25 protein-coding genes and 2 pseudogenes are annotated in these 26,443 nt (G+C 38.3%); 7 read left to right on the top strand and 20 right to left on the bottom strand.

Annotated features, from left to right (window positions below):
• Positions 1-106 precede the first annotated feature (106 nt).
• Both ACYUJ6_RS08055 and ACYUJ6_RS08050 read right to left on the bottom strand, forming a co-directional pair.
• Positions 107-1,390 (bottom strand): nickel pincer cofactor-dependent isomerase, group 22, encoded by a 1,284-nt coding sequence (locus ACYUJ6_RS08055; protein ID WP_461845294.1) that lies wholly within the window; start codon positions 1,388-1,390, stop codon positions 107-109.
• Between the two features lie 86 nt (positions 1,391-1,476).
• Positions 1,477-2,199: an N-acyl homoserine lactonase family protein gene (locus ACYUJ6_RS08050; protein WP_461845293.1), complete on the bottom strand. Its 723-nt coding sequence runs from the start codon at positions 2,197-2,199 to the stop codon at positions 1,477-1,479.
• A 426-nt stretch (positions 2,200-2,625) separates the two neighbouring features.
• Here ACYUJ6_RS08050 and ACYUJ6_RS08045 point away from each other — a divergent pair, with 426 nt between their 5' ends.
• Complete coding sequence (locus tag ACYUJ6_RS08045) at positions 2,626-3,537, top strand: LysR family transcriptional regulator (protein ID WP_461845292.1); 912 nt, start codon at positions 2,626-2,628, stop codon at positions 3,535-3,537.
• Positions 3,538-3,875: 338 nt separating this feature from the next.
• Here the strand turns inward: ACYUJ6_RS08045 and ilvD are convergent, their stop codons facing one another.
• Positions 3,876-5,600 (bottom strand): dihydroxy-acid dehydratase, encoded by a 1,725-nt coding sequence (gene ilvD / locus ACYUJ6_RS08040; protein WP_461845291.1) that lies wholly within the window; start codon positions 5,598-5,600, stop codon positions 3,876-3,878.
• 278 nt (positions 5,601-5,878) lie between these two features.
• Positions 5,879-6,145 (bottom strand): MarR family winged helix-turn-helix transcriptional regulator, encoded by a 267-nt coding sequence (locus ACYUJ6_RS08035; protein ID WP_461845472.1) that lies wholly within the window; start codon positions 6,143-6,145, stop codon positions 5,879-5,881.
• Positions 6,146-6,239: 94 nt separating this feature from the next.
• Between ACYUJ6_RS08035 and ACYUJ6_RS08030 the strand changes: the two genes are divergently transcribed.
• From ACYUJ6_RS08030 to ACYUJ6_RS08015, 4 genes and pseudogenes are all read left to right on the top strand, one after another.
• Entirely contained in the window at positions 6,240-6,581 is a 342-nt protein-coding gene (locus ACYUJ6_RS08030) for a YjdF family protein (RefSeq protein ID WP_461845290.1), read from the top strand.
• Between the two features lie 101 nt (positions 6,582-6,682).
• Complete coding sequence (locus tag ACYUJ6_RS08025; RefSeq protein ID WP_461845289.1) at positions 6,683-7,159, top strand: DUF2975 domain-containing protein; 477 nt, start codon at positions 6,683-6,685, stop codon at positions 7,157-7,159.
• Positions 7,160-7,169: 10 nt separating this feature from the next.
• Complete coding sequence (locus ACYUJ6_RS08020) at positions 7,170-7,379, top strand: helix-turn-helix domain-containing protein (protein WP_461845288.1); 210 nt, start codon at positions 7,170-7,172, stop codon at positions 7,377-7,379.
• 34 nt (positions 7,380-7,413) lie between these two features.
• Positions 7,414-7,698 (top strand): annotated as a pseudogene (locus ACYUJ6_RS08015) (B12-binding domain-containing radical SAM protein); the annotation flags it as partial.
• Positions 7,699-8,235: 537 nt separating this feature from the next.
• Here the strand turns inward: ACYUJ6_RS08015 and prdB are convergent.
• From prdB to hypE, 6 genes and pseudogenes are all read right to left on the bottom strand, one after another.
• Positions 8,236-8,961, bottom strand: a pseudogene (gene prdB, locus ACYUJ6_RS08010) (D-proline reductase (dithiol) protein PrdB).
• Between the two features lie 12 nt (positions 8,962-8,973).
• Positions 8,974-9,210, bottom strand: coding sequence for a hypothetical protein (locus ACYUJ6_RS08005; RefSeq protein ID WP_461845287.1), 237 nt, complete (start codon positions 9,208-9,210; stop codon positions 8,974-8,976).
• Between the two features lie 23 nt (positions 9,211-9,233).
• Positions 9,234-10,364 (bottom strand): nitrogenase component 1, encoded by a 1,131-nt coding sequence (locus ACYUJ6_RS08000; protein ID WP_461845286.1) that lies wholly within the window; start codon positions 10,362-10,364, stop codon positions 9,234-9,236.
• Positions 10,361-11,689, bottom strand: a complete 1,329-nt coding sequence (locus tag ACYUJ6_RS07995) for a nitrogenase component 1 (protein WP_461845285.1) — start codon at positions 11,687-11,689, stop codon at positions 10,361-10,363. Before ACYUJ6_RS07995 ends, ACYUJ6_RS08000 begins: the two co-directional genes overlap by 4 nt.
• A complete protein-coding gene (locus tag ACYUJ6_RS07990) occupies positions 11,680-12,459 on the bottom strand; it encodes a nucleotide-binding protein (protein ID WP_461845284.1) in 780 nt (259 codons plus the stop codon). Before ACYUJ6_RS07990 ends, ACYUJ6_RS07995 begins: the two co-directional genes overlap by 10 nt.
• Positions 12,460-12,516: 57 nt before the next feature.
• Positions 12,517-13,521, bottom strand: coding sequence for a hydrogenase expression/formation protein HypE (hypE, locus tag ACYUJ6_RS07985; protein ID WP_461845283.1), 1,005 nt, complete (start codon positions 13,519-13,521; stop codon positions 12,517-12,519).
• A gap of 316 nt (positions 13,522-13,837) precedes the next feature.
• Here hypE and ACYUJ6_RS07980 point away from each other — a divergent pair, with 316 nt between their 5' ends.
• Complete coding sequence (locus ACYUJ6_RS07980; RefSeq protein WP_461844432.1) at positions 13,838-15,082, top strand: IS110 family RNA-guided transposase; 1,245 nt, start codon at positions 13,838-13,840, stop codon at positions 15,080-15,082.
• A gap of 88 nt (positions 15,083-15,170) precedes the next feature.
• Here ACYUJ6_RS07980 and hypD read toward each other — a convergent pair whose 3' ends face one another.
• From hypD to ACYUJ6_RS07950, 6 genes are read right to left on the bottom strand one after another with little or no spacing between them, the layout of a single operon-like run.
• Entirely contained in the window at positions 15,171-16,232 is a 1,062-nt protein-coding gene (gene hypD / locus ACYUJ6_RS07975; RefSeq protein WP_461845282.1) for a hydrogenase formation protein HypD, read from the bottom strand.
• The gene (locus ACYUJ6_RS07970; protein ID WP_461845281.1) at positions 16,232-16,438 is read right to left on the bottom strand and encodes a HypC/HybG/HupF family hydrogenase formation chaperone; all 207 of its coding nucleotides are present in this window, start codon (positions 16,436-16,438) and stop codon (positions 16,232-16,234) included. The genes hypD and ACYUJ6_RS07970 overlap by 1 nt, the downstream gene beginning before the upstream one ends.
• A 14-nt stretch (positions 16,439-16,452) precedes the next feature.
• Entirely contained in the window at positions 16,453-18,801 is a 2,349-nt protein-coding gene (gene hypF / locus ACYUJ6_RS07965) for a carbamoyltransferase HypF (RefSeq protein WP_461845280.1), read from the bottom strand.
• Between the two features lie 6 nt (positions 18,802-18,807).
• Positions 18,808-19,860 (bottom strand): nitrogenase component 1, encoded by a 1,053-nt coding sequence (locus tag ACYUJ6_RS07960; RefSeq protein WP_461845279.1) that lies wholly within the window; start codon positions 19,858-19,860, stop codon positions 18,808-18,810.
• On the bottom strand, positions 19,861-21,165 hold the full coding sequence (locus ACYUJ6_RS07955; protein ID WP_461845278.1) for a nitrogenase component 1: 1,305 nt from the start codon (positions 21,163-21,165) through the stop codon (positions 19,861-19,863).
• Positions 21,162-21,923, bottom strand: a complete 762-nt coding sequence (locus ACYUJ6_RS07950; RefSeq protein ID WP_461845277.1) for a nucleotide-binding protein — start codon at positions 21,921-21,923, stop codon at positions 21,162-21,164. The genes ACYUJ6_RS07955 and ACYUJ6_RS07950 overlap by 4 nt, the downstream gene beginning before the upstream one ends.
• Before the next feature lie 419 nt (positions 21,924-22,342).
• Between ACYUJ6_RS07950 and def the strand changes: the two genes are divergently transcribed.
• The gene (gene def / locus ACYUJ6_RS07945) at positions 22,343-22,861 is read left to right on the top strand and encodes a peptide deformylase (protein ID WP_461845276.1); all 519 of its coding nucleotides are present in this window, start codon (positions 22,343-22,345) and stop codon (positions 22,859-22,861) included.
• Between the two features lie 146 nt (positions 22,862-23,007).
• On the opposite strand, the gene ACYUJ6_RS07940 is transcribed toward def, so the two are convergent.
• From ACYUJ6_RS07940 to ACYUJ6_RS07925, 4 genes are all read right to left on the bottom strand, one after another.
• Positions 23,008-23,313 carry a hypothetical protein gene (locus tag ACYUJ6_RS07940; protein ID WP_461845275.1) on the bottom strand — a complete coding sequence of 102 codons (306 nt, stop codon included), beginning with the start codon at positions 23,311-23,313 and terminating at the stop codon, positions 23,008-23,010.
• A 33-nt stretch (positions 23,314-23,346) separates the two neighbouring features.
• The gene (locus tag ACYUJ6_RS07935) at positions 23,347-25,047 is read right to left on the bottom strand and encodes a B12-binding domain-containing radical SAM protein (RefSeq protein ID WP_461845274.1); all 1,701 of its coding nucleotides are present in this window, start codon (positions 25,045-25,047) and stop codon (positions 23,347-23,349) included.
• Between the two features lie 78 nt (positions 25,048-25,125).
• Positions 25,126-25,644, bottom strand: a complete 519-nt coding sequence (locus ACYUJ6_RS07930; protein ID WP_461845273.1) for a class I SAM-dependent methyltransferase — start codon at positions 25,642-25,644, stop codon at positions 25,126-25,128.
• Positions 25,645-25,719: 75 nt separating this feature from the next.
• Positions 25,720-26,436, bottom strand: a complete 717-nt coding sequence (locus ACYUJ6_RS07925; RefSeq protein ID WP_461845272.1) for a zinc dependent phospholipase C family protein — start codon at positions 26,434-26,436, stop codon at positions 25,720-25,722.
• Positions 26,437-26,443: the final 7 nt, after the last annotated feature.

Raw genomic sequence — 26,443 nt, 5'->3', positions numbered from 1 at the left:
CTAATTATTTAATATCTGGCATATTGTAATTTATCATCGCCGGCTGCTGGTGTATAAATTAAATCATTTCGTGGATATCATACCTGCTTTAAACACTAATAAACTTTTATTCCCATATATCTACAGGTTCTCCCTTTTCAAATTCAATTTCTTTAGGACCGGTTAAGATTTCAAGCCTGGGGTTTTTTTCAACTTGGGACAGCAGAGGTTCACTTACCCATATTTTCCCCAGTTCCATGGTATTTTTAATCCAGACTATCCTATGCTGCTTACTTCTTACACCATTGCACAATTTTACTGCTATCCTTACAGCATCTTCAGCATTCCTGGCAACCATAGGTATCTTGATAGGTTCTGTTTCCGTACTGGTAAAACTATTTGTATACATTGAGATAAAATCTATTTTGTCAAACAGTTTTCTGGTTGTAACATCAGCCACTCCAATTCCAATTGTATTTCCATGGGATTCATCTGTCACATCCAATATTGCACATTTCTTAAATTCAGGTCCTCCGCTGACACATTTGGTAAAATACAGTCCTGTCACGTTGGGATCTTGTCCATCTCCGCTTATATTCTTGCCTATCTCCCCTATTACAAGTACATCAAATTTTGGTATAAGTATCTGTGCCATCCTCTTTCTGCTCTCTTCAAGAAGAGTTTCTTCCTTCTTGAGTCCAAGTATTTCATCTTTTGTAAGTATGGTTATCTTATAGGTATCATCATAGGCATTTTCAACTGTGGATACGGCAAAAATCAGTTTGATCTTCTTAGCTATCATGCACCCAACTCCGGGCATAAGCTCATGGAATCTTTCAAATCCCTTACTGTGAACTGAATCCGCCCCCCGCTGCTTGCCAAGCCCTATAACAAGCATTTTACAAGCACCGCTTTCAACCTTTCCCCTAAAACAGGTGTGGGGTTTTATCCTGGGAATTATAATTACCCCGTCTGCTTCCAGTGCACTTTTGGCAACATAGACAGTTAATCCAGGTTCATATTCTCCAATGGGCTCAACATCTACAGATGCGTCCACTTTAACTCCCATAGTTTCCTCCGTAATACCATAGGAGGCCAGAATAGCTGCCTGCCCCTCCGGTGTGGCCCCGCCATGGCTTCCCATGGCAGGTATAATAAAAGGCTTTGCTCCGGCTTCTTTCAGGCAGTCTACAACTGTCTTTGCCATTTCAGCAATATTTGCAATTCCACAGCTGCCAACTCCCACTGCAATTCTCTTGTCCCTCAGGTTCATATTTTTTATACCCTGTTTTACTTTATCTGCCACTTCAAGTTCTATATTTTCAACTCTATCTTTCTTAAAATTCTGCTTTATTTTCAGGAACCTAGGTAATTCTACTTTAGGAAATTTATTTAAATCCAAAGACTCCATATTCACATACCCCTTAACTTCATAAATTTGAATTATACTAATCTGCCTCTTTACAATTTTAAAATCTTACTTTTGCCTATTAAATTTTATAATAATGGCCTATTTTCAATATCCAATTTAAACACCCCATTTTCTCCACCCTGTATCCCCTCTGGCAAGACTATATTAACCTGTACTTTTTCTTCAGGAATAATTTTATTGTCTTTGATTTTCATCCAGCAATCATGTCCAGGTAAAACACGATCTGCCATATTCCTTATTCTCAATATGCTCTGCAGGCTTTGTTCATTATCTAAAGACATATCCACTTCTCCCTTCAGCAACTCTATCCTGTTTTTTACTGCATCACCTGCAATAATCCACGTCTCATTATCTGCTTCAAGAACCATAGACATTCCTCCGGGAGTATGGCCTGGAGTAAATATGGCTTTCATCCCAGGATAAATCTCCTCCCCGTCTTTGGATATAAACCTTTTCTTCTTACCTTTCAAATACTCCACAGATTCTTCTGTTGTAAAAACATCTTCCTCTGTAGTAGCATATTCCCATTCCTTTCTGCTTATAATGAATTCTGCACTTGAAAATAAAGATGCATTGCAGCAATGATCAAAATGCAGATGGCTCAAAAAAACGCTGTCGATTTGATTCGGTTTCACCGATAATTTTTCAAGTGCTTTTAAAAGATTTGGACGAATTCCCTGTCCTCCCGTATCAAATAAAATATTTCTGCCTTTCATACGTATAAGTACTACATTGCTCCAGCCCAATGCACCTATAGTGGACTTACCCGGAAATGCTTTACATAGCACATCTACCTTAAAAATTCATATGCACCAACCTCCTGATTTTTAAATAATATTTACTTAATAAATAAAGCAAGTATATTGCTATTAATTGCTATTATTTTTTCATCTTTTTAGCCCACCCCACGTCCACAATAGCCCTTGTAGCTCCTACAGCCCCACCTAAAACCTGAGGCAATTTCTGGTTCTATAGTTCTATACTGCTCCAGTTGCTTTTTTATTAAGTTTCACTTATAATATAACCAATCAATGAAACAAAGTAAAACAGAAAACATCAGAATTTAAACAAGTAAAAACTTGTTTAACTAGAATTAAAGAGTCTATCCTAATACATTGCCAATTGCAGAGAACACACTACATATACTTCTTCTGTGAAAAGCAAAACATCTTGGAAAATTTCTCTTTCAACAAATAGAAAGGAGATGTTTTAACATGACCAACAGTGAAGTTGCCTTTTTAGCGGTGGCACGTGAGCTTAGCTTCAGTCGTGCCGCAAATCAATGCTTTTTAACACAGCAATGTCTCAGCGATCATATCCACCGCTTGGAGAAAAAATATGGAACCATGCTGTTTGTCCGCCGTCCAAAAGTTCAACTTACCGATGCAGGTAGGGCACTTCAGGCTATGCTTTTGCGACAGAAAGCTTTGGAGGGTGATTTGTGCCGAGAACTGATGGAGTTGGAGCAGGGAATTGTAGGTCAAGTCACCCTGGGCCTTGGCACCGCACGGGCACAATTATTGGTTCCAATGTTGTTGAAAGCTTTCTATCCTAATCATCCTAAGGTAAAAGTCTGCTTTGTTCTTGGTGATACTTATCAACTTCAGCAAAGATTGACTCTGGGCGAGATAGACTTCTTTATTGGTGTAAATGCCACACTTGTTCCGAATATAGTCATAGAATCACTGATAGAGGATCCCATTTATTTGGTCACTCCCCTTTCTAAAGTTCCACAATACACCACAGGAGACAATATCGATCTATCACAATTTACTAATTTATCTTTTGTTAGTAATGCATCCGGCAGCACATTAAATCAATTGGTCGACGATTTCTTGTCACATCACAATATCCTTTTGCATACGGCAGCAATGATTAGTGACTACAATGTCCAACTTGCCCTTTCAAAAACCCAAGGCATGTCCTTTTTCTGTCCTGGTATGATTGCATGTGCTCCCAATGGTCCAATGACGGATGATGATCTCATTGTTCTGTCCGTCTCTGGTTTGAAAAGCACACTGCAGCTGAGCCTTGTATACAGTGCAGAGCGTAATTATCCTGCATATGTCAGAGATATGTTCGATACAGTGCGTCAGGTGCTCCCATCTATTCCTTGCAGACTGTAACAAATATACGAGTTTTTGTTGATATAAACTCATCGGATTAATCCCTTTGTCTTGAACAATATCTAACTGGTTCTTAATTTTTCTCATGCCTTAAATAATTTTCCACCAATGTGCCAGCCGTCTTAAAATACCTCCTTGATTTTAGATAGTATTTCCTAAAGAGTAATTAATGCAAAGCGTAACTCACATTTTCATAATATGAAAGTAAGTTACGCTTTGAGATGCATCTATAAGATTCACTGCAATACACTTTTATAGATGATACTTTAACCTTTGCTGCATCTAACGATATAAAATTTCTTTGTCATCCGTATGAATAGATTTTATTCAGAATCAGTTTATTGTTTTGTTTTGAATTTATCATAAAGCTCCGCGGGAGTCTTGAGTACTGCTCCCTGATTGGCACTGGTCACCAATGCTGAATATCGATCCAAGGCCGGCGTACAAGGCTTTTTCACAGGTATCCAGTTTGCCAAACGGCGGTGAATTTCCTCCTGCGAAATGCAGAGTTCCAACTTACGGCTGGGGATATCAATAAGAATAGGATCTCCATCCTCCACAATGGCAATAGGCCCTCCCGCTGCAGCCTCTGGTGAAACGTGACCGATACAAGGACCTCGACTAGAACCAGAAAATCGTCCATCTGTAACTAGGGCACATATTTCATCCATGCCACGGCCTACAATAAGACTAGTAACCATGTGCATTTCCCTCATACCAGGGCCACCACGAGGTCCTTCATAGCGTATAACCAATACATCACCCTGCTTAATCTTATCACCGGAAACAGCCTGGCAGGCATCCTCCATAGAAGTAAATACTCGTGCTCGGCCTTTAAAATGGTGCATACTTGGCTTCACACCAGATTGTTTTACCACCGCACCGTCTGGAGCCAGATTGCCGTGAAGAACAGCTAAACCACCCTCTGGCCTTTTAGGCCTGTCCAGAGAAAAAATTACGTCATTCTCTACTAGATCTACTCCAGACAAATTTTCTTCCAAAGTTTTGCCAGTACAGGTGAGTACGCTTACATCCAACAAGGATTCGATAGCTTTCATTACAGCAGGCACTCCTCCCACATCCTCCAAATCAATGAGAGAGTGCGTACCCGAAGGTTTAATATTACATATATAAGGTACCTTCCGGCTCAATTCATCAAAATCAGTCAGCGATATGTCAATGTCAGCTTCATGAGCAATGGCTGGCAGATGCAAAGTGCTATTGGTAGAAGCTCCCATTGCCATACTGACCATGATCCCGTTTTGCAAAGCTTTACGAGTCATAATACGGCGAGGTGTCAGATCTTTTTTCAGCATTTCAAGTATACGTCTACCACTTTGCTTGGCAATTCGCCTTTTTTTCGCACTCACTGCCGGTGCCAAACCACATCCTGGCAAACTCATACCCAGCACTTCAGTCAAACATCCCATGGTGTTGGCGGTACCCAGCATGGCACAAGTGCCATATCCAGGCAAAGCCGTCTGTTCCGCAGCCATTAGTTCTTTCACCGTCATTTTTCCAGTTTGTGTACGGCCAATAAGTTCTCGCATATCGCTAAGGGTTAGTATAGGTAACTTCTTGCTTTTACCCGGCAGCATAGGGCCAGCAGATACTACGATAGCAGGAATATTGCATCGCATGGCCCCCATGAGCATACCAGGCACGATTTTGTCACATCCCGGAATCAGCACCATGGCATCAAACTGATGAGCTTCTACCATGTACTCAATAGAATCAGCAATCAGTTCACGGCTAGGTAGTGGATAACTCATACCCTTGTGTCCCTGACATAATCCATCACAGATGGCGATGGTTGAGAATTCCCTAGGAACTCCACCCGCCTCCCAAATTCCTTGGGCCACATACTGAGCCAGCTCGCGCAAATGGATATGTCCTGGCACTATCTCCGTAAAGGAGTTAACGATTGCAATCAAGGGCTTGTGCAAGTCCTCTTCTTCTAGACCAGTACTATAAAGTAGTGCTCGGTGAGCTGCTCGCTCAATGCCATTGGTAAGCATACCGCTTCGCCAGGATTTATAAAACATAGGATCTTTTTCTGTCATAATATATCATTCCTTTCACTGTTTCTCTCCCCTGTATTGAGGTGTTCTGTACATCCCACCTGCTTTTTCATTATGTTTCACTTATACTATAATCAGTTGGCAAAACAAAGTAAAACAGAAAATATCAGAGTTTAAACAAGTAAGAACTTGTACTTAAAAAATTACAGAGTAGAAACAGCTCTTTTAGTAGCATCTCTAAAAGGCTTCTATGACGTTAAGATGGAGTCCATTCTCAGTGAAGCTCTTAAAACTGCAAATTTAACTATAATTATTTGATTTTATTTAAATATGTCTTCTCTTTTAAGGTTATGCACTATTTTCCTCATAAGTTTCAACAGCTCCTCTCTCTCCTCACAGGTATCCAGACATTTCATTATGCTTCCATAAACTCTTTCCTCCAATCCAAGATGTTCCTTCTGTGCCTGAATTCCCTCTTCAGTAAGCACCAATCTATAAGAACGCCTATCCCTGCTGCTTATGGTTCTTTTAATCATCTTTCGTTTTTCAAGTCTGTTTATCATACTTGTGAGAGTACTTTTAGGTATTTTTAAAATATCAACTATATCCTTTATAATGACATCCTCTTTTCGGAGATAATTCTCAGAACTCCTATTTCAGCAGTGCTCAATCCATGTATTCTTGAAATATGAAGTTTGTAAGATCACTTTTGGTGCTGAACCCAGGGACTGTGAAATCTATGATTTTGTACTTAAAAACTGGAATAGATTAAAATTCAGTCCATCCATTGAAACAATATACTTTGATGAAAAGCATACAAACCCCAAGCGAATGCAGCGGACACTAAAAAAACAATTGCAGAAAACAGACATTGGTACAAAGGCACATCAGGCACTAAAGCTTCAACGGGAGCAGTGTAGGGTTGAACGGAAATCCTACTGCCGCAAGCAGCGTGAAGCAGAAAAGAAAAGACAATTTGCATTGAAACAGAAAAAACATAAGGAAAAACACAGAGGACGATAGTACTCTGTGTTTTTTTGTATTCCAAATACAATAAATTTTTATTGATAAGCAATAAAAAAACTGTTATTCTATATATAGAAATTAAAAGTGAGGTGCTTTTTATGAAACCAGGATCAACAGTTTTCTTAAAAATAGTGGTTTTTCTTATTGGAATTATAGTACTTACATTGTGCATTTTCTGGCTGCCTGCAATAGCTGGTGGAGCAGCAGAGCATTATCCAAAGTTGTTTTATCTGCCTGTTTTAACAGGTGCCTATGTTTCCGCAATACCATTTTTTGCTGCATTGTATCAGGCATTGAAACTTTTAAGCTATATTGACGGTAACAAAGCTTTCTCGGAACTATCTGTAAAAGCCTTAAAGAATATAAAATACTGTGCCATCATAATCAGTATTATATATGCAGTACTAATGCCATTCTTGGTTCCTATAGCAGACGCAGACGATGCCCCAGGTATTGCAGCGCTGGGATTGATCGTTGTTTTTGCTTCTTTTGTGATTGCGGCCTTTGCAGCCCTTCTCCAAAAGCTTTTAAAAGAAGCCATAGATATAAAATCAGATAATGATTTAACGATTTGAGGTGAATAAATTGGCAATTATAATCAACATTGATGTTATGCTGGCCAAAAGGAAAATGAGTGTTACAGAGCTTTCGAAAAGGGTTGGAATAACCATGGCCAATCTTTCTATATTAAAAAATGGAAAGGCAAAAGCAATTCGATTATCAACTTTAGACGCAATTTGCAGGGCTTTAGAATGCCAGCCTGGAGATATCTTAGAATATAGAGATGATTCTTAGTGGATTGTCTAAATTTATTTGGGAGGGGTAAAGAGTGAAAATTAAATTGATTCAGCCTGCAATGCTGCCAAGACCTATGGATACAAAGTTAAAAACAAGAATGAGTCCTTCACTTGCATTACTTACAATAACAAACCTTACACCGAAAAAGTATGAAGTTATTATTGAAAATGAAAATGTTGAAAGGATAGATTTTGACGAGCCTGTAGATTTAGTAGCAGTAACTGTCACCGTAGATGCTATGAACAGGGCGGTGGAAATATCAAAAGAGTTTCAAAATCGTAACGTTACGGTAATTGCAGGAGGAATACATATTTCCCAGACCGGATACAATCTTTACAAGGATAATTTTACGCTTGCCCGGGCGCATAACATCGTTGAACTCTTCTCTTGTATAAGGCATATTATCCAGATTCACAAGCACTTTCCGGATTTCCTGTACAATCCAGTCCGCCGCCCGATGTCCGGCCATAATACCCTCCGCCGTTCTTCCTTCACCCTCTTCAAACAGCACATCCACATGAAGAATATAATCAGTTGACTTTGGCGTGCCGGCACGGTCCAATACAACCTGATCTTTCAAAAGCCCTTCTGAAGAGCCAATGTTTGAGGGCTGAAATCCGTTTTTATCCTCAACACCAGTTATCATGACGGTTACTCCGGAAAGCAGATGTGTAACGCCCTCTCCCAGTTCTCCCCGCACCTTGCAGGCAATGGGAGAGTAGTCCAAATTGGAATTAACAAACATATCATAATTTCCCGGCTTAATGATGCCGACTCTGATATCCTTGATCCTGGGTTCCCATTGAATAATGCTCTTCTCAATCCCCTTTTGTAGCCTTTTACTGAAACAGATTTATACGTTATGACGGTATTCGTAAGGTAATACCTTTGTTTGATTAAAGCTTGGGCAGTCACGAACCCATTCCAAAGATTCCTTTACGATTGCTGTCTGCATTTCCACATTGTTTGGTTCTCCGGCATTTGATCCTATTGGTACATGAGGAGCTGTAATTCTAGGTGCTCCCTGCTGTCTTGCAATGGGAGGCAGTGCAGCAATTACACAGCAGCTCATGCCTGCTTCTTCACAGCATCTGGTGACAATTGTTGCTGAACGATGGCAGGTTCCATATCCTCCTGTGCAAAGAACCACATCTACACCCTGCTCTTTTAATTTGCGGGCAATTTCAGGACCTGTTTCATCCCTGAATTTCTCAACATTTCCGCCGCCGCCCATGAATGTATAAGTCTCTTTGGGCAGAGAACCAATAAATCCTCCGTCTACTAGTTCATGAAGACGATCGATGGGAAACATGGCATTGACATCTTTATTAATATCGGAGTTATCGAATCCGCCATGTGTTACCATCAACTTATCAGATGGTGTATCAAATGGAATTACACGCTAAGAGAAATCACCGGATGTATTATAAGGTTTCTGGTCCTTTTTATGAATTCCACCTGCTGTAATAAAAGCAACCTTGCACTCATTTAATGGTTTTTTCAATTCTGTAAATACTGGTTTTTGTGTAACCGGTACAAAGATTTCGGATTGCAGTCCTTTTTTTGTTGTTAAACTCATTGTTTTTCCTCCTTAAATTGATTTTGCTGGGATATCCCGTTTGCCAATCACTTTCAAACAGCTGAAATAAAACTCAACATTCTGTCCTTCTTCCATCATAACTGGTGTAAATGCCCAACGTCGCGGCACTCCTAACTTAAGGCTCTTACACAGCACATCCTGCTTTACTGCACTCTTAAGGATGTCTTTATCAATGGTAATAACGCCGTCTTTAATGAAAGTTTTATTACCAATCTTTGCAACTGACAAGTTTTATAATCTTCCATTTTAATTTACTGTATTATATTTATATTATCAACCAAATCTGGAATGTCTTTTCTGTAAATTCTGCCTGAAAAAGCTTCTTGGGGAAGTGATATAAATTTAGTACCAGGCTGAATAATTCTTCGATAAATAGGATCTGCAATGACAGTTTCAGCATTTTGTAAATATAGCATAAGGCTGTCCTCATCTTCTGCCTGAGCATCTCCGGATAATAACAGGCATGATTCTGTTTCCAAAGGACATAAAACTTTGGTTTTCATGTTCTTTTCAAGTGAAAGGGCTGCAGCCAATGATTCAGAATAGATACTTTCTCCAATGATAACTGTGCCGCCGCAGGCAGTTCGCCTATCATATGCAATTTGCGGTTTTTCTGTATCAATTGCCCTATCCAGTGCTTTCATCACCACAGCTGCAAACCGATCTCCTATTGGGACACCTACAACATAGGGAGTACCAAACTTTCTCTGCAGTTCTTTTGCAGCTGGTAATCCACTGTAGGAAACCACCAGATTCACTTCTGCAGCTCCGGCTTGTTTCATTTCCTCCAGTGTACTTCCCATCGCCCATACAGATAAAACCTGGAATCCGGCTTCGGCTAATCTAGTTCTGATGCTGTCTATACTTCCGTTTACAGAATAATCTAAAGGGGTGGCTCCGAGTACATTTACGCTTTTCCTCCTTTTAGGTATGCCTGCGGGAGTAAATCGTTTTGCTATTTCAGCAAAAGCCTGTCCGGCTCCACATATATAAGAATGCATACCATTTGTCTCAATACCAAATGATGGAATTCCAGTTTGTTTCTCAATAACTTCTGCAATGGCATGAAAATCCGTGCCTATCATCATTGGAATTGGTGTACCCGCAACAGCTATGAATTTAGGATGCAGATCATTAGCTGCGCTGACAATATCATGTATCATTTTTTCATCATCACCCATGATGGCTTCCATCTCTGAAAGTCCTGTAATGTATACCATGCTGTCCATATCATACCAGCGTGGTTCATCATGAGTAGTATATGTTGAATTGCACCCTGATGCATCATGCATTACAGTCATCCCGCCTAATTCATATAGTGCGGAACACACACCTGATACATCTGCAGTATACGTTGAAATAAATGCTGATGCCTGTTTCATAAGCAGCAATCACACCTCCATCCTTTCATTTGTATAAGCCTTCGTACATCTTTAGGATATGTAAAGGCTTCTTTCATAAGTCCAGCAAGTCTCACAATTCCATCAAAACCGTACATGCCGCCGCCTTCTACTATATTTACAAAGTATTCACTTCCTGTAAAATAAGCAGCCTTTTGTCCTATTGCCAGGATCTTTTCACTGCATTTTCTATCCAGAACACGCATCTTTGCATGTACTGTAGCATACACTTTAATCTCAGGTTTGTTTTTTACAAGCCAGTCAAAATCTGTCTTGTCCCATTTTGTAAATGAATCTGCATACAGCCTGTCCACATTAAATCCATTTTCTACAAGCAATCGTGCCAATCCGGCCGGTCTTGGAACAGCTGTATAATCTATGGAAATCTTTGCATCACCAATTACTTTTTTTGCTTCTTTCAAGGAATTTAAGGCTGCTGACTTTTCATTTACATATTCTTTTTCCGGTAATCCTAAACACTCGTTCAATATATTCAAATTTTTTGTTATTTCATCAAATCCATAACATAAAGGCAAATGCAGATGCTTCTGTCCTAATTTATCTTGCAAATAGTCTCCACCTGGTATAGCAGCAGGAAGGCAGGATATATTAACACAACTTTCGGCCATTTTAAGATATTCGTCATAGGTTTTGCAGAGAGTAATATCCTTCAGTTCATATCCATTTTCATGGATAATACGTATAAGTTCACTGCTTTCATCCGTAGAAATATTATTGCCAATGATATTAATGCTTTTTCTGTCAATCTTCAGTGGTTCAAGGATACTGTAAAGCTGACGCCTCATTTTTTCATCCGGAGTCAGACCGCTTTTTCTCATAATTGGATCCATATAACATTCTGCAAAAGCCACCTCAGGATATCTTTTTCTTAATTCTCCATAAACTAGCTTCAAATCACATCCCATAAAATGATGTATACAGGCGGGATATATGAGAACTGCCGGAGGTTTTTGCGGAAGCTTATGGAGTATATCTGACACACCTTCAATGATAAGTTCTTCCATATCACCTTCCAGCACATTGTTCTCCTGTACAGCTATAGTTGAGAATCTGTCCGCTGTTCCCATTTCTTCTGCTGTAAGCACAACTCCTCTTAAACAGTTGGCTGCACATATATATATCTGATGTGACTTTGGAATAAGCATTCCAATATGAACTATATTCCATGTTCCTCTGGCAGGAGCATTATATTCCAGTCCAGATACAAAAGGTGCAGGAAATACAGCATCTTTTATTGCAGTACACACGCCTGTCTCATCAACGTGCCCAGACACATTTATAAGCATGATATCTCCTTTCCACAAATCCTCATGATAATCTCTGCCAGCTTTCTATACTGTTTTGCCATATCACTTTCAGGAAATGCTTCTATTACCGTCTTGTTCAAGGTTTCTGCTTCCTGAACCACTTCACTTCTGTCCAAGGTACCAACTATTTCTGAATGAATATCCTCTGCCAATTCGCCTACTTTTTCATATTCATTTTTCACATTTCTTCTGTTAAGAATAATACCTCCAAGACCAGCATACCCTCTGTTTTTAAAATTTTCTATGGCCATTGCAATATTGGCGGCTGCATGAATAGCCATGTTTTCACCTGAGGTTATAATAAATACCTTGTCTGCATAACCCCTGCGCATGGGCATGGAAAACCCTCCGCATACTACGTCACCCAGTACATCATATATCACTGCATCCGGTTTGTATACTTCATAAGCACCCTTTTCCTTCAATTTTTCCAGGGCTGCTATAATTCCCCTGCCTGCACAGCCCAATCCTGGATTTGGTCCACCTGCTTCTACACATATTACGCCATTATACCCAACTGTAACCATGTCTTCCAGATTGAAATTTTTTTTATTCACCCTGCTGGCCCTTACAAGTTCGAGTACAGTATTCACTTTTGTTTTGCCATGAAGCGAAACTGTGGAATCAGCTTTAGGGTCGCATCCAATCTGCATGACTTTTATACCTTTTTCAGAAAGTGCAGCAGATATGTTGGAAACTGTTGTGGATTTTCCAATACCGCCTTTTCCATACACTGCAATTTTAATCATGATATATTTCCTCCATATTTCAATTTACTGGTGTTCGCCTTTTTTTGTTCTATTATATCAGCATATTCTTGGAAGCAGTTCTCCTCCCGGAGGCGGCAGCAGTGTTTCAGCGCCAATTTCTGTTTTTACAATAACACGCCCCGGCATATCCTGGGTTACCTGACCGATAATAGCCGCACCCCCTGAATATTTGCCTTTACGCAGCGTATCTACAAGCTTTGGGGCAACCTCTTCAGGAGCAAAAATCACAAGCCTTCCCTCACAGGCAAGATATAATGGTTCCAGCCCCAGCATCCCGCATACGCCTTTTACACCATCTGCTACCGGTATACTCTTTGAATTCAGTCTGATTCCAACTTTGCTCTGTTCTGCAATTTCATATAATACCGTTCCTACACCTCCACGTGTAGCATCTCTTATTACATGAATATCTTTTGAGGTGCCAAGTAAAGCTTTTACTGTTCCCCACAATGGTGCACAATCACTGTTTACATCTGCTTCAATTCCAAACTCATTTCGTGCCAGCAGGACAGTACATCCATGGCGTCCTATATCACCGGTTACAATAATTGCATCGCCGGGCCTTGCATTGAATCCGGAAGTGTTGACACCATCCATAATCCGCCCTATACCTGTTGTTGTTATAAACACACCATCAACTTGTCCTTTTCCAGCCACCTTTGTATCTCCAGCTGCTATTTTAACCCCTGCTTCCCCTGCAGTCTTCTCCATAGCTGCTGCAATTTTCTCTAGCTTGTCCATTTGAAAGCCTTCTTCGATTACAAAGGCACAGGATAGATACAGCGGCTTTGCTCCCATACATGCCAGATCATTTACCGTACCGCAGATACTTAACTTGCCAATATTCCCCCCTGGAAATTCCCATGGAGAAACAATAAATCCATCTGTTGTAAATGCCAGTTTTTCTCCATTGATATTCAATACTGCAGCATCATCCGCTGTCAGGTCAGGATTGGAAAAATGAGTCCTAAAAACCTGATCTATTAATTCTGATGTTTGTTTTCCTCCGGCTCCATGAGCCAGTGTAACTGTTTTATCCATTTATATACTCATTCCTTTCGCTTCGCTCAAGGCACAAAACGTAATGAAAATACTTGGCTTCAAGCGAGTTTTTGTTTTATTATTAAACCATAGGGATTTTGGTATACTACAAATCACGGGGGGGTGAGTGGGCTGTCTGACTTGTCAGATAACCGTATTTATATATGTGTAGACGGCCTCTTCAAGCACAAATAAGTGTACCTTTGAGTACGTAACCTTATCTTTGTTTAAACAATCTCGTTTAAATGCCAGGCTGTCAGTCAATGCACTTTTCCCTATAATTTTTTAGAACTTCTTAGTTCAGAGAGGAGTCCCTATGGCTTTAAAAATCGTGTATAAAATCTGTTGTGGAATTGATGTCCACAAAACTTTTGTGGTTGCATGTATTGCTTCCACTAACAAGCAAGGTATTACTACCTACAGGAGCCATCGCTTTTCTACCTACACGAGTGGTTTGAAAGAGCTGTTACAATGGCTGCTTGATAATAATTGTAAGGATGTATGTATGGAATCTACAGGTAAATACTGGATTCCCGTGTACAACGTCTTGGAAAAAGGCTGTTCTATTGTACTCGCACATCCTAAATACGTTAAGGCTATTCGTGGTAAAAAAACTGACAAGAAAGATGCGAAATGGATTGCTGACCTGTTTAAGCATGATCTTGTTGCCGGTAGCTTTATGCCCCCTGCTGATATCCGTCAGCTGCGTGACCTTATGCGCTATCGTTACAAACTAACCTGCTTTATGTCAAGTGAAAAGAACCGTCTCCAAAATTGCCTTACAGTTTCTAATATTCAATTAGGAAATGTTGTTTCAGACACTTTTGGTAAAAGTTCTATAAGAATTTTAGATAAGATCCTTGAAAATCCTTCAAATACTTCTTTTGACATTGAACCTTTAATTCATGGCTCTATGAAAAATAAAATTCCAGAATTAGAGCTCGCCGTTGATGGTTATATTACACCCCAACAGGCTGGTAAATTAAAAATTATCAAAAGTCATTTGGAAAATTTGGAATCCCGGAAAGCAGAGTTAGAAAAACTGATTCTTGCGCTCGCCAGTCCCTATCAGCAAGAACTCGACCTAATTCTAACCGCTCCATCATTTAAGAATCCTTTCTCTGCAATCACTGTTATTTCAGAGATTGGAGTAAATATGGAGGCTTTTCCTTCGGCGAAACACTTATGTTCATGGGCGGGTCTTACACCTACCAACAATGAAAGTGCAGGGAAGAAAAAATCTGTCCGGGTTTCCAAAGCCGGATGCTATATCAAACCACTTTTAGTACAATGTGCTAATTCTGTGGTAAAAAGTGAAAAGCATCCTGAAATCCGCAATCGCTATCTCCGCATAAAGAAACGCCGCGGTCATAAGAAGTCAATCATTGCAATAGCAAGAATGCTTCTAACAGCATTATACAATATGTTAAAAAATAAAGAAACTTATAATAATGAACTTTATAGAAAGTCAGACATTATCCCTGTTGAACGTGAAATCACAGTAGAGCAGGCTATTTTAATGGCACAGTTCCAAGGTTATAAAATCAAGTCAGCTACCTAACCTTAACTTGCTAAATATTTAGTTTTTAAAAAGTCATCAGAGGATGGCTTGTTTGTCATACACTTTTATTCTAGTAGTAATTCATGCTTTAATTTTCAACCTTATTTCCTCCATACTGATAATATGCCGAACATGCACCTTCATTGGATACCATACAGGCCCCCACAGGATGCAGCGGTGTACATGCTTTGCCAAATACACTGCAGTCCGACGGCCTGCATTTCCCCTGCAGCACATCACCACAGCGGCACGCCGGGTTGCTTCTTCCTTTTACTTCCGGTAAATGGAACTTAATTCTGGCATCAAACTCACTGTAAGCTTCTTTCAATTCAAGGCCTGAATTTTTAATAACTCCAAGGCCTCTCCATTCGGAATCACAAGCCTCCATGATTTCAGATACAATACTTTGGGCTGCTTTACTGCCTTCCCGGGTCACAACTCTCGGATAACAATTTTTAAAAAAACTGTCCCCTTTTTGTAATCCTGTTATTACTACGGCAAGCGCTGTCATGATTTCATTTGCAGTAAAACCTGTTATTACCCCGCTGATGCCTTCCTCAGCCAGACTTTCACACAGCTTCGTACCTGTAATGGCATGTACATGACCGGGATATAAAAATGCATCCGCACTGTCTTTCATAGCCATATATGCCTCCGGCATGGTTTTATTTGCCGTAAGCAATGAAAAATTCGTAAGTCCTGCACCTTTTGCCTTTTTCACCGACAGGCAGCTGGCAGGTGTGGTTGTTTCAAACCCCACTGATAAGAATACCACCTGCTCCTCCGGATGATTTATGGCATACTCACAAGCATCAATAGGTGAATATACTATTTGAACTTTTCCGCCTTTTGATCTGGCTCCAGCAAGATTCATTTCTGAACCAGGTACTCTTACTAAATCTCCAAAAGTACATATGGTAGCATTATGGTCAAGCGCCAGCATAATAGCTTCGTCAATAAATCCAACATTGGTAACGCAAACCGGACATCCCGGTCCTGATATCAGTTCAATATTTTCCGGCAGGATGTTCCTGATTCCCAGCCTGAATATTTCATGAGTATGAGTTCCGCAAACTTCCATAATGCGAATCTTAGATCCATGGTAAGATTCAATAATCTCCCCTGCGGTTTTTTTTACGCTATCAGCCATTATAATTCCTCCATGATTTTATCTGTTTCACTCTTGTCGTCGTTTGTAATTTTAGAAATGGCAATTCCTGCATGAACCATAACATAATCTCCTGGTTCCAGTTCATCGATTAATTCTGCAGATACTTCTCTTTTTGCTCCTGAAGCATCAATAAGAGCCATCCCTTTTTTAATATTTACAACTCTTGCCGGTAACCCTACACACATAGCTATTTCCCCTTTCATTTCTTAGATTTATTGATGTGTTTCATTGCTGCTACTGCCTGCCCCAGTGCTATTCCGCCATCATTGGCTGGCAGTAAACTATGGATTAAAACTTTAAATCCAAGTTTTCTCAAACGGTCCAGGCTCATTTTTAACAATAACTGATTTTGATATACTCCTCCGCTTAATGCTATGGTTTTGATTCCAGTATTTTCCGAGGCATGTTCACACCCTGCTGAAATCATATCCGATAATTTCTGATGGAAAAAATAAGCAAGCATCTGTGCATCTTTTTCAGCTAGAACCCCCTCTATGATTTCCTTTACTAAAGTATCAGTTGCCATAATTAACTGTCCATCTGAATTTTCATAAACAAGATTTGTCAGCCCAATGCTATCCACATCAGAAATCCTGCCCTCACTATTATAGTCCCCATATTTTTCTTCATAAGCTTCTGCTGCAAATTCAAGAGCAGTAGAAGCTTCCCCTTCAAAAGATGATTGTTTTCTAATATTCAAGACAGCACTTACGGCATCAAACAAACGCCCTGCACTTGTAGATGTTATGCTGTTTATTTTCCTGTCAGCCATCATAAACTGAACATTGCAGTTCTTTTCATCACATAATTCAAGTTCTTTTACAATTTCAGCTGCTTTTGTCCTGTCTTTGTATATACCATGGATCATGGATACTGCAATCCGCCAGCCCTCTTTAGCTGATAAGTCGCCGCCAACCTGGAGAAAAGGTTTTATGCTGCCCAATCTGTCAAATCCATCATAAGTAACTTTTAATAACTCCCCGCCCCAGATAGTTCCGTCTGTTCCATATCCCGTTCCATCAAAGGAAACGCCTATAACCGGCTCAGAATAATCATTTTCAGCCATACAGGACAATATATGTGCATAATGATGCTGAACTGGCAAAACAGGTATTCCAATTTCCTGTGCCACGTAAACAGTATTATATTTTGGATGCATGTCACATGCCACAATGGCAGGTGTGGCCTCAAAGAGCGTCTCCAGTCTTGTAATAGACTCCTTCAAAGCTTTTACTGTTCTTAAATCTTTCATATCACCAATATATGGTGACTGATAAAACAAATCATTTTTACCTATACAAAAAGTATTCTTGAGTTCACTGCCCACTGCCAGTACTTCCCCTTTAAATCCCTCTGAAATCATAAATGGCAGCGGTGCGTATCCTCTGGAACGCCTTATCATATAAGGTTTTCCCTCAAAAAAATCCATAACAGAATCATCTGCACGAATACGAATCATTCGGTTATGTGACAGCATGACATCACACATCCCTGACAATTCTGTCACTGCATCATTGTCATCTCTGCATATTGGTGCACCTGATATATTGCCGCTTGTCATGACTAGACAATCCGGCATGGCTATATCATCCTCATATGTAAATATCAACAGTTGAACAGGAGCATAGGGAAGCATTACTCCCACTTTGGGATTATCAGGTGACACTGCATCACATAATAGTCCATTGGTCCTTTTTTTCAGAAGTATGATTGGTTTCTGATGTCCATCCAATACTTCTTTTTGAACTTTCGTAAATTTACATTCACGTTCTGCAGTTTTTATATCCCTCATCATAACTGCTAAGGGTTTTGCCGGCCTCCTCTTTAACGTTCTGAGCCGCTGCACCGTTTCCTGGTTTGTGGCATCACAGCAGAGGTGGAAACCTCCAATCCCCTTTATAGCTGCAATGCCTCCATCATGGATTACCTGCCTTGTATAAGTAATTGCAGTGCTTCCCCGCTCATTTCTTCCAATGAGATAAACCTCCGGGCCGCATTCATTGCAGCATACCGGCTGTGCATCATACCTTCGCGTTTCCGGATGCGTGTATTCATATTCACACTCCGGACACATTGGGAATTCGCCCATGCTGGTACGTACACGGTCGTAGGGCATAGAATCCAAAATAGTAAGCCTTGGCCCACAGCATGTACAGTTTATAAAAGGATGAAGATATCGCCTGTCATTTTTATCAAAAAGTTCTTTTTTACATTCCGGACAAACGGCAATATCCGGAGATACAAAAATTTCGCCCTGCTCATGTTCACTTTCAATAATTTTGAAGTCATTAAACTTTTGTACCTTTTCCACTTCCTGAATATCTATCTTTAATATTGACGAACGCCTTGGAGGATTGTGTTTTAAATCATAGAGAAATCCCTTTATTTTGTTTTCACTGCCCTGGGCCCATATTTCCACATAAGACCCTTTGTTGCATACACTTCCATTTATATGATTTTTATCTGCATGACGGCTTACTGTTGGTCTGAAACCAACACCCTGAACAATACCATAGACTCTTATCAATAAGGTTTTATACTCTTTCATCTCATATCACATCTTTCCTGAAACTGCAAAATGTGGTGTGTCTACGTACCTTCCCCTAAAGTCAGGTATTGCATGTTTCAATATATTATCTCCTACAATTACATCATAATTTCCCTTCTGGACGAGTTCCACAAACTGATCCTCTTCTGTAAGAGAAATATCCCCGTCCTGGCTAAGCTCCTTCTTCATCATAAACCAGGAAGCAACTGTTACATTTGAATTCACATTTCTATTTATTTCATCCCTGATAGAATTTGCAATGACCTGCTGATGTACTACTAAAACCTTTTTACCTGAAAAACTTCTAAACTTTTCTTTCATTTCATCCTCTAATATATCTCCAAGCAGTGGATAAGCAGTTTCATAAGGCGTTCCGAATCTTTCCTTCAAATACTGTGCAGCCTTTAACCCGGCGGGAGATACTACCAAATTCTTTGCAACACTGCCGGCAGCTTCTACCTTTGACAAATCTACCCCCATGCCATAGCAGTAAACATTTTTAAAAGCCTCAGCTTTCAGTGAAGATTCTATTTTATCTGCCGCCTTTAAGTCGCTCATGTCAAGTGGAATTACTCCGATTACACCAACACTCTCTTTCTCTACTTCCATTCCATCCTTTGCAAATCTCTTAAATATTTTAAGATAAGCTTTTTCAGCTCCCACATCATATAAATCCATACCAGTAGTTTCTATGGCAAGGACGGGTATTCCAAGTTTCTTTTCTGCCATTTTCCTTATTGCATTGTAATCAGTGGCAATAACTGCCGGTACCGGAGTTCCTATAACTGCTGCAAATTTTGCTTCCACTTTTTTAGCTGTATCTGCAAGTTTTGCCACAAGCCTGTCATCACGCCCCAGTATAGCATCCATATCACGAAGACCGGCACTGAAAATAGTACTTTTTTCCATGGTCCACCTGGGTTCGTCAAATCCACATACATTGCCAGTACATCCTCCTGCATCACAAATAACTATAATTCCTCCCAATTTATAAAGAACAGCTGCCGCACCAGACTGGTCCGGTGCAAAAGGTGATATATATTTTCTTAACCCTTTCATTTATGCCTCCTTATCAGAACAATCCAATGAATGTTTCAGTTCTTTAAACAATTTTTTTACACCAGCATACCCAAATGGCTGAATATCCTGCTTCCATGGCACATTTACACAATTAGGATGGTAGTACTGGGCATCCCTGCCAATAGTTATATCAATGTTTTCCCTGCTGCAGTCATAATAAAGCATGGTAGGTTCCAGGTTGGAATAAATCTTGGTGTCAGGGCTCAGTTTTGCAATTTTTCTGATATAGACAAAGTCTTCCACAGCAAGATTGCCATATATTTCAGCTACCTTGAATCCATATCTGATAAGCGCCAGAGACAACTCAAAAGGATTGGCATTCATGGCCTCCCCTACCGCAAATATTATATGAGGATAAGCAGCTTTTAATTCAGTTACGGCCTTTTCCGCTTCTCCATAATACTTTTGATCATCAAAGCTTGTACCAAGTGCCTTGGTGAAAATCCTGTATTGATTCTGTATCTTATCTATCTGGTACAGCCTTGTAAGTTCTGCTGCTGGAATACCCAGTCGTTTCATAATATCCTGTGCTGCAAATCTTGCTTCTGGATTTAATACAATATTAAAATTTGCCTCCGCCATGTGCATATATTCATCAAAGTCTCTGCAGCGGGAGATTTCATTTATTTTCTTCATGCCAATCTGATGCAGCAAATCATATAGTTCACAGTCATCTGCAAGGGGAGCAAAATATCCAAGTATATTAACTGTATCCGGTTTTTTCTCCATTGGCTCAAGCAGAGAATAAATAGACTGCCTTACATGTACCATAGGCGGTTTGCGGCCTTCTCTCGTCAGCGCATACATATAGCAGGGAAGCACAGGAATATTCACCCTGTCCATAGCCTTTCTGCAAACGCGCTCCATATCTGTTCCCAAAAGTGCATCAACACATGTAATACAGATCATAACCACTGACGGCATACTTTGCATGCACTGGCAGATTTCTTCTACTGCCTGTGGAATATTCTTTAAATGACCTCCAGTAACAATATCAGTTTCATCCATTATCAAATAGAAAATTCTATCACTATATTCACCCGGTTCACTTAATGTTGTTGTATTCCTGCCGCAGCATCCTGGGGCTACTAAAAGCATAATTGACCCTGGTATTGCCAATGCTGCGCGCTTAACTCCAAAACCCTGGGCACCAGGTGAATTAAAAGAAAGTGTTGCCGGTGAACTGTAAATCAAATGAGTACTGGAAACAAGCTCCGCAGGAATATTATCCTTACCTGCTGCAGCTAAATTTTCTGCTGTAATATAATATGATTCTTTTTTCATTTCATCTCCTCACCCTTAATCAATAATTTGGCTAAATTAAAGAAACACTGACTTATTGGAAGGTTAGGATCTCCTTCAATAACTGTCTTTCCCATTTCTTCAAAACGGTTGATATCCTGATTCCTTGGAATGTCACCTACAATTGGAAGACCAGCCCCCTCTGCAAAGTCTTTTACCTTTTTCCCTTCATTTTCAATATTTCTATGATTGAATACGATACCAAGCACCTTTGCATAACTTCTGTCTTCAAAATTTTTGACTGCGCTGTTTATATTATTGGCTGCATAAAGAGCCATTTTTTCACCAGAAGTAACAATGAGTACTTTTTCAGCATATCCTTCACGAATAGGCGCTGCAAATCCACCACAAACTACATCACCCAAAACATCATAAAGTACCACATCAGGTTTATATGTTTCAAAAAGACTTAATTCCTCTAATAGATTAAATGTAGTAATAATTCCTCTGCCTGCACAGCCCAGTCCGGGTGTAGGTCCTCCGGTCTCTATACAAAGAACATTTCCAAAACCTATTTTTGAAATATCCTCAATTTTTTCCGGTTCCATATCAAATTCCCTCATATAGTTCATTACAGGCATCAATGGTTCTCCTCCAAGCAGGTTGATGCTGGAATCTGCTTTAGGATCACATCCTATCTGAATAACTTTTTTCCCCAACAGGGCAAAAGCTGCTGACAAATTACTGGTAATTGTAGATTTTCCAATGCCGCCTTTCCCATATATGGCTATTTTCAGCATTTTTTAACCTCCTATGAAATTTCATTTATAATTATCCCCTAATACATCTAGTATTTTTTTCTCATGTAAAAAAGTTCCTCCCAAGTTTGGGAAGAACTTAAAAATGCGGTCATAATATATAAATAATGCACTAATGCAAAATATTACTTTTTTACTGCCCGCTCTTTATCTCAGGACACCTTCGCTTCAGAGTGACAAGGATATTAATTTTTAGTTAATATATCAAATAAAATTTTACATATTCAGTTTATCATTTAAAGCTGGTACTGTCAAGAACTTACACCAGATTTAAATCGGAATCTATAGTTTTTTTACAATAAGCTCAAATCACCACTAATCAGCAGATTAAAGCCTTAAAATATTCTTGTTCTCTAAATTCCTGCATTTATATTCAAAAAATTGATCCTTTCATAAAATAAATGTATAATTTATGTATCGATAATTTACAGGGAGGTAATAATTTGGCAGTAAGAGAAATATTACAATTTGGAAATAAACTTCTAAAAAGAGTTAGCAGACAAGTTAGGAAAATAGATGATGATACTTTAAAAGTTATTGAAGATCTTAAAGACACTCTCAGCAATAGTCCCGGCGGTGTAGGCCTTTCTGCCCCCCAGATAGGAGTGCTTAAAAAGATAATAATCGTAGACTTAAAAAAAGAAGATTCCGAACCTATAATTCTAATAAATCCTAAAATTATTAAAAAGATTGGCAGACAGGAAAGTGTGGAAGGATGCTTAAGTTATCCCGGCTATGAGGGCATCGTAATAAGGCCCAAAAAAACTATAGTAACAGGGCAGGATACAGCCGGTAATGAAGTGACTTACAAGCTGGATGGACTGATATCCAACGTATTTTGTCATGAAATAGATCATTTGGATGGTATTTTATATACGGACAGGGCAAAAAAAGTATATAAAGTGAATGTTTCCGATTAATACAATTGAATATATAAAATAGAGCTGTCCCATTTTAGAAGTCACTTTCTATCTTAGGACAGCTCCCAGCTGCATTTCAATTCAGCGGAGAGAAGCTTTTCCTATGGGCAAACTCCACCGCACCCAAAAATCACTTGATGAAAGTATTAAAGATACTTTACAGATATACCCTTTGAGCCAAACAAACTTCCGATAAGAGGCAATTTCGCCTTTTCATATATGAGCACTTTTTCTTCCATTTCAAGTCCTTTTTCCACATATACATTTATACCATTATAGTTGTAACTATTAAATATCTTTTTACTTCCCTTAAAATCTTTTGAAAATTCTATAGTTATCTCCCTTACCTCCATGGAACAGCATCCTCCGGATGCAGAAATAGTTTTAACTACAAAATCTCCTCCTTTTTCCCTTGCATAGCTAAGAGCTCTATCATCAATTGTCAGATTCACAATATCAACCCCTCTCAATGTAAATTAAACACTTCAGAATAAGTACAGTTCCTTTTCTCCATCAAATATTACATATCCCTCTTTTTTTTCTATTAAGGAGTTATTTAAAAGCTTTCTTATGTTTATAGAAAATTTCTCCATGTGATAATTTTTCGATACCTTTATATCTTTATTTTGGATTTTTTGTTTTATAATTTTTTCTCCATATTTATCCCTATACCTTAATAAAAAATCCGGAAGCCATTTCTTTTTATTGAACCTAAGATAATCATACTTTATTATCTCGTTTAACTCAATATTTTTTTCATTTAAATATTGTTCCTCAAATTCAACAAATACTTTATAGTACTCCGCTGAGGATATATTCCTATTCAAATATCCCATATTATAAAAGAACATGCCCATCTCATAATAAAAATCAAAAGCAGTTTTAAATTTAGAGATAAAATAATCCAATATATGTGTGAATTTCCCGGAATTATAGTATTTATCCAGAACCTTCTCCAATCTCTTTAATATGACAATTTCATCATAGCTCATATGGTCTGTTTTCAGGATCTCATAAGGAGCATAAGGTGAATATACCATACCCCACTTTTTTACTTCCTCTCTCATGGATGAACCCTTTAAAAGCTTTAAGAATCCAAGCTGAATTTCTTCTGGTTTTATAGAATACACATTATTGAAGGATTCTTTAAAGGACTTGAAATCTTCTCCCGGAAGCCCCGCTATTAAATCCAGATGCTGTTTTACATTGTGATATCTTTGGACCTTTCTGACTTTTTCCTCTATTTCCTGAAATTCAACATGCCTGTCTATATTCTTTAACACCCTGTCATTTGTGGTTTGAACCCCAACTTCAAGCTGAATTCTTCCTGCAGGAGATTTCTGAAGCAGTTCTATTTCATCTTCTGTAAGAACATCTGCTGAAATTTCGAAATGGAAGGTAGTATCCGTATCCACATTTATTATAAATTTCCAAAGTTCCATGGTAAATTTATGATTGCAATTAAAGGTTCTATCTACAAATTTTATAAGTCTTATATTCTGTGCCATTAAAAATTGAAGTTCTTCTTTCACCCTTTGTATATTTAAAAACCTGACGCCCTGAATAGTGGAAGACAGACAATACTTGCAGGAAAAAGGGCACCCGCGGCTGGATTCATAATATATAATTTTATTTTTAAAACTTTCCTTTGTTTTATAGGGGAATATTATTTTATTCATATCCATCAATGCTCTATTTTCATTTAAAATTACTTTATTATTCCACTTAAAACAAAGTCCTTTTATATCCTTAAGCTTCAAGAAACTGCTTTCATCATTTTTTCCTCCTGATTTTCTAAAATACTCTATCTGAAACTTTACAAATTCATAATAAGTTTCTTCCCCTTCACCTACTATTACATATTCTCCAGCAGCATCCTTTAAAAAACTATAACTGTCATAGGATACTTCTGGTCCCCCATATAAAATTTGAATTTTTGGATTTACCAGCTTAATTAGTACAGCTAATGACTTAATATATTCTATATTCCATATATAACAGGAAAATGCCACTATATCAGCTTTTTCCGCTATGATTTCCTCCAGCACTCTTTCTTTCATATCATTTATTGTAAACTCTCTTATAGTACAATTATATTCAAGTTCTTCAGTATACGCCCTTAAATACCTCACTGCCAAATTGCTGTGAATAAACTTTGAATTTAATGCGGTCAATAATATTTTCATATAAGCTTTTTCTTTTCCTCCAAATCAATCTGGTCTTTTAATACAAAGTCAAATTAAAATTTAAAATTTTATTTCAAGCTACACAGCATCCTTTTTCTGAGCCTTTATATAATAAATTCCATCTGAATTTCTAAAATCCAAAACTTTAAAATACTCCTCTAACAGTTTTAAGGTATTTTCCTTAGAACTGTTTTTTAAAATATTAAAATCCCTTATTTTTATTTTTTTAAGTTTTCCTCCAGGTACTGCTATTTTTACATCTGCACAGAAAATCTTGTTATATCCTTTGTCTATATCCCATATATGTAAAAATCCATTTTTATTCAAATATTTATATATATCCAATATAAAATTTTTCTTTTTAAAATTAAAGCAGAGTTTGTCAAAGGAAAACAGCAGTATACAATTGTCGTAATAGTTTTCCTTTATATTTTTTCCCTCATCCTTTCCATTTACATATTCCACATTTATATTATCATTAAATTGTTTATATATATTATACACTATGCCCTGATTATCCAAACCCACATCCAGTAAATTTCCCTTAAATATTTCATTTTCCATATTTATAAATATATTTCTATTCAATTCAATCACTGTCCTTTACAAACATATAGTTAAATTACATAATATGTTATATATGTTCTGTAAAATAAAAAAAAATCCTCCAATCTATGGAAGAATTTTAAAGTTTTTTATTTCCTTGAAATATTTGATCATGAATCCTGCCGTAGTTCTCTCGGCTTCTTTTATAATAGTCATGGCTATTTTGCCATATCTTTCTTCCATGGATTCTATATTTCTATTCTTTATATAGGTGCTGTTTGCCATTATGGCATTATTTTTTATAAAATCATCCAATTCATCATATACTATAGGTTCCTCTTCAGTTATAAAAGAATAATCCGTCATAAGCCTTCCTATTATCCAGAGTTCAAATTTTCTATGACTGTTTAAAAGCTTATTGTTTACATGATGTGGTACTGTGACATCTTGGACAAGATGGCAGGATGCTCCAAAATAAAATAACGCCCTTTGGATTTCGTCATTTTCAAAAAGCTGTAATGACTGATTGTAATATTTTTTACACTCCGTCAGTGCATCTGAGAAGCCGTATAATCCCCTGCCCTTGGCTATATGATAAAAATGGTTTGAGCTCTTAAAATCTTGATCTGCCCAGGTAACTCCTCTATTTAAGGTTCTCACATATTCTTTAAAAAAATTATATTCCTTCATATACCCATTGATTTTTAATATTTCTATGGCCTGTATAATTATGAATTTATGCACAGTACAATTAGTCTTCATAATCTTCTTCTTAAGTGGATTTACTGCAAAGAATATGCCCCTTACAGCATTGCCATAAGTTTTTTCAATTCCACGTTTCATCCAAAAA

This window comes from Clostridium sp. JNZ X4-2 (assembly GCF_054889485.1).
This window is presented reverse-complemented; position numbering and strand designations above follow the sequence as displayed.